This window comes from Stenotrophomonas sp. AGC87, from assembly GCF_057333975.1.
Genome location: NZ_JBHFHW010000015.1, coordinates 153,444 through 157,590, shown reverse-complemented (window position 1 = coordinate 157,590; position 4,147 = coordinate 153,444). Strand labels below are relative to the sequence as shown.

The window sequence follows — 4,147 nt, the reverse complement described above, 5'->3', positions numbered from 1 at the left end:
GTTTCAGCCTGCCGGCCAGCGGCCGGCACAACCGGGCCTGCCATCGCCCGCTACAATCGACCCATGCCAGAATTCAAATCCAACCAGCTGTCCATGACGGTGCTGATGTCACCGGACATGGCCAATTTCTCCGGCAAGGTGCACGGCGGTGCGGTGCTGCGCCTGCTCGACCAGGTCGCCTATGCGTGCGCCAGCCGCTACGCCGGCAGCTACGTGGTCACCCTCTCGGTGGACCAGGTGATGTTCCGCCAGCCTATCGCGGTCGGCGAGCTGGTCACCTTCCTGGCCTCGGTGAACTACACCGGCACCTCCTCGATGGAAATCGGGGTCAAGGTGGTGGCCGAGGACATCCTCAAGCGCAGCGTGCGCCACGCCAACAGCTGCTTCTTCACCATGGTCGCGGTGGATGACGACGGCAAGCCGACCCCGGTGCCGCCGTTGGTGCTGGAGACCGCCGACGAACGCCGTCGGCACGCCGCCGCGTTGATCCGCCGCCAGCTGCGCGAGGAGATGGAGCAGCGCCACCTGGAGCTGCTGGCATCCAATCCGCCTGCACCGGGTGATCTGGTCGAGCGGGTCTGAGCCCTGCGCCATGACTCACGGTCATGGCCTACCGGGCAGGTAGCGACCGTTGGTCGATACCTGCCATATGGCGCGCGCTGCCGGCCAGCGGCCGGCAACCCCCTCACCGCTACTCGTCCATCTCAGGTAGATAGGGCGAGAGGAACGGCTCGATGTTCAGCAGCGGGTCGGCCTCTGCCAATGCAGCCGACGCGTCCACCGACGACACGACGTACATGTAGTAGTCGTAGCCGAAGTGCACTTGGGCAGTGTCGCCAACCAGCTTGCACCAGAAGGCGTTGCGCAGCACGCCGCGCGCCACCTGCTCGATCCCGTCCAGATCGAGCTGCTGACCCTCCTGGTACTGGCACACGTCGTGCGAAGAAAGCGACTGGATGCACAGCGACTCGGCACCGATCCCAACGCAGAATCGCCTTATCGCGTCCAGATAAGCAGCCTCGACAACGAGGTAATCCTCGACGCTCACCCGCTTGCCGACATCGCTGAAGTCAGTCCATTCTTCTGGCGGTGACCATAGGTTTCCCTCGGGCATCCGCTGCCAATATTTGGTGATACGCCAAGAATGGTCCATGAGGCGGAAGGATACCGGAAGGCGTGCGGAGCAGGCCCCGTCATGGCCTACCCGGTGTTCTGGACGCCCTGCGAAACACCATTCACGCACGCCACCAGCGCGCGCAGCACATCGTCGTCTTCGCCCCCGCTTTCACGCCAGCGGCGCAGCAGGTCTACCTGCAGCACACTGATCGGATCGATGTAGGGGTTACGCAGGCGGATCGACAGCGCCAGGCGCTGATCGTGCTGCAGCAGCTCATCCTGCCCGGTCAGTGCCAGGATCCACTGTGAGGTGAGCTCCAGCTCGCCCTGGATCTGCGGGAAGAAGCGGCCATGCAACGCACCGGACAGCTGCGAGAACTGCTCGGCGATGGTCAGGTCGCCCTTGGACAGCACCATCGCGATGTCGTCCAGGAACGTGCTGAAGAACGGCCAGTCGCGCGCCATCTCTTTCAGGAGGCCTTCGTGGCCGGCATCGATCGCCGCCTGCAGGCCACTGCCGACGCCATACCAGCCCGGGATCACGGCACGCGCCTGGCTCCAGGCGAACACCCACGGAATCGCGCGCAGGTTGGTCAGTGCGGCATCCTCGCCCAGCCGGCGCGAGGGGCGTGAGCCCAAGGTCATCCGCTCGATCACGTCGATCGGCGTGGCCAGGCGGAAGTACTGCATGAAGTCTTTCTGGCCGACAAAGGCGCGGTACGCCTCCGCACTCTTCTGCGCGATCAGGTCCATCACCGGGCGCCACTGTTCCTCGCGCGGTTCCGCTGCGCGCGGGCGCAGGCTGGAGCGCAGCACCGCACCGGTGGACTGCTCCAGCGAGCGCAGCGCCAGTGCACGGATGCCGTACTTGCGATGGATCACTTCGCCCTGCTCGGTCACGCGCAGGCGGCCATCGATGCTGCCACGCGGCGAGGCATCCACGGCGTGCGTGGTCTTGCCGCCGCCGCGGCTGATCGAGCCGCCACGGCCGTGGAAGAAGGTCAGCCGGATGTCGTTCTCGGCGGCGACGTCCAGCAGTTCCACCTGGGCACGTTGCAGGCCCCAGCGCGAGGCCGCGATACCACCGTCCTTGCCACTGTCCGAATAGCCGAGCATCACCATCTGCACATCGCCGCGCGAGGCCAGGTGCGTGCGGTAGACCGGGTCGGCCAGCAGATCGCGCAGGGTGTCGGTACCGCGCTTGAGGTCATCCACGGTTTCGAACAGCGGCGCGATGTCCAGCGGCACCGCGCCGGCGTCATCCACCAAGCCGCCGCGACGCGCCAGCGCTAGTACGGCGAGCACATCGCTGCGGTCATGCGCCATCGAGATGATGTAGCTGCCCAGCGCATCGGCACCGTGCCGGCGGCGTGCATCAGCCAGTGCCGCGAATACCGCATCCAGCCGCTCACCGCCCTGCTCATCGCTCGCCGGCAGCGCCTGCTCGCCACTGGCGAACGGGGCCAGGCGTGCGGCGCGGGTGACCGCATCGGCGGCGTCCCAGGCCTCCTGCCCATCCAGCACGCTGGCCAGCGCGCGGCCGTGCACGCTGGACTCCTGGCGCACATCCAACCGTGCCAGGTGGAAGCCGAAGGTGCGCACCCGCCACAACAAGCGACGCACCGCGAAGCCGCCGGCGTGGTCGCCCTTGTTGTCGTGCAGGCTGCGCAGGATCAGCTCGATGTCATCGGTGAGTTCCTGCGGCGACGCATACGCACCGTCCGCATCGTCCATCGTGGCCTGCACGCGTGCGCGCATGCGGTCATTGAGCAGGCGGTACGGCATGTCGGCATGACGCGGCCGCGAGGTGACCTTGGGCAGCAGCACCTTGTACTGCTCCACACGTGCCTGCAGCGCATCGCTGACCGCCACCCGCTCGGTGGACTGGCTGAGCAGGCTGGCCAGCTGCAGCAGGTCTTTCTGGTAGCGGCCGAGTACGGCCTGGCGCTGCGCATCGAGCGTGTTGCGGATGGTGCCGGCATCCACGTTCGGATTGCCGTCCATGTCGCCGCCCACCCACGTGCCGAAGCGCAGCAGGCGCGGCAGCGGCAGTGCTTCGCCGTAGGTATCCAGCAGTGCCTGCTGCAGCGATTCGTACAGCACCGGAATCACCCGGTACAGCACCTGCACCAGATAGAAGCCGACATGCTCCCGCTCGTCATCCACGGTGGGGCGCACGGGTGAGGAATCGGTGGTCTGCCACGACGCCGTCAGGGCCATGCGGAAACGCGCAGCGTCGGCGGCGGCTTCACCCGGCGTGCGCTGGCCGTCGAGGTTGTCGACCAGGCTGGCGACCATCAACTGCTCTTTTTCCAGCAGCGCGCGGCGGACCGCTTCGGTCGGATGCGCGGTGAACACCGGCTCGATGTCGATGCGCGGCAGCCACTGCGCCAGCTCGGCCAGGGTGACGCCCTGCGCTTTGAGATTGACCAGTGCGTCCTGCAGGCCATCCGGCTGCGGCGTGGCCGTACCGGCACGCTGGTAGTCGCGGCGGCGGCGGATGCGGTGCACGCGCTCGGCGATGTTCACCACCTGGAAGTAGGTACTGAAGGCACGCACCATCGCTTCGGCGCGCGCCGGCGGCAGGCCGGTCAGGACGTCGTTGAGATCGGACAGCGGGGCGTCGCTTTCGCGGCGGGCGATGGCGCGCGTACGCACCTGTTCCACATCATCGAAAAACTGCGTGGAGACCTGCTCGGCGAGCAGGTCGCCGACCAGTGCGCCGAGTCGGCGTACATCGTCACGCAGGGGAATATCGGGAGTGGCAAAAACGATGCTGCTACGGTACTCGTTCATCTGCGACGCACTGGCCTCGGGAACGGAATCCGCTCAAGCCTAACCCACAATGGGGTCATTGCTGCGTCGCGCAAATAGTTACATCTGGTAGTGGCGGCCGCTGGCCGGCAGGTGTCGATCATTTCTGGTACCGGCCAACGGCCGGTACCTACCCGTCATCTTCCGTGTCGGCCAACCGGTCGGCATCCACGATCATGATCTGCAGCGGCTCGTAGCCGTTCCCGCCGCGGCGGGG

General features: G+C 66.7%; 3 protein-coding genes. 1 reads left to right on the top strand and 2 read right to left on the bottom strand.

Features of this window, described 5'->3' with window-relative positions:
- Positions 1-63 precede the first annotated feature (63 nt).
- Complete coding sequence (locus tag ACE026_RS06790; RefSeq protein WP_070471768.1) at positions 64-582, top strand: acyl-CoA thioesterase; 519 nt, start codon at positions 64-66, stop codon at positions 580-582.
- Between the two features lie 109 nt (positions 583-691).
- Here ACE026_RS06790 and ACE026_RS06785 read toward each other — a convergent pair whose 3' ends face one another.
- Both ACE026_RS06785 and ppc read right to left on the bottom strand, forming a co-directional pair.
- Positions 692-1,153, bottom strand: coding sequence for a hypothetical protein (locus tag ACE026_RS06785; RefSeq protein WP_486038467.1), 462 nt, complete (start codon positions 1,151-1,153; stop codon positions 692-694).
- Positions 1,154-1,200: 47 nt separating this feature from the next.
- The gene (gene ppc / locus ACE026_RS06780) at positions 1,201-3,912 is read right to left on the bottom strand and encodes a phosphoenolpyruvate carboxylase (RefSeq protein ID WP_486038466.1); all 2,712 of its coding nucleotides are present in this window, start codon (positions 3,910-3,912) and stop codon (positions 1,201-1,203) included.
- Between the last annotated feature and the right edge of the window lie 235 nt (positions 3,913-4,147).